The organism is Georgenia daeguensis (assembly GCF_039537705.1).
Lineage (GTDB): Bacteria > Actinomycetota > Actinomycetes > Actinomycetales > Actinomycetaceae > Georgenia > Georgenia daeguensis.
Genome location: NZ_BAABBA010000103.1, coordinates 1 through 543 on the forward strand (window position 1 = coordinate 1; position 543 = coordinate 543).

A 543-nucleotide genomic window follows, 5' to 3' on the forward strand; every position below is an offset into this window, starting at 1 on the left:
GTTGGCGGGGCCGTGCCCCTGCGCCGGGGCCCGGCGCTGACGCTGATCGGGGCCTTGTCGGTGCACGGGCTCGGCGCGGTGCAGCTGCTACAGGGGGCGCTCAACCAGCGTAGCTTTGCCTTCTACGTGGCCTACTGCCTAGCCCCCACGCTGCGCCCAGGCGACGTGCTGGTGCTCGACAACCTGCCCGTGCATCACCTCACGGGGCTGCGCGAGTGGCTGGCCAAGCGGGGCGTGGAGCTCGTGTTCCTACCGCCCTACTCGCCCGATTTTAACCCCATCGAGTTGGCCTTCAGCAAGCTCAAAACCTGGCTGCGCACGGCCCAGGCCGAGTCGGTGGCGCGCAGTGCGCGGCTAGAGGAGCGCATCGACCAACTGGGCCAGCTGATTCAGCAGCTGCAGGCCGCGCCCAGATCACCCAAACCGCCCGCTCCTGCGGCTCCACACAGGTCGGGTACCGCTGCCACTGCTCCTAGGGCTGCCCGCCGCCCGTCGCCGCCCGCCCGCCGGTGGCGGCTGCAATGGTCCCGCGTGGCCGTAGTA

The 543-nt window shown here is 70.5% G+C and carries 1 protein-coding gene; it reads left to right on the forward strand.

All coding sequences use genetic code 11. The features are described 5' to 3' along the window. Positions 1-12: 12 nt before the first annotated feature. Positions 13-543 (forward strand): transposase (locus tag ABD774_RS21820; protein WP_425554634.1); only part of this gene is annotated, 531 nt, incomplete at its 3' end.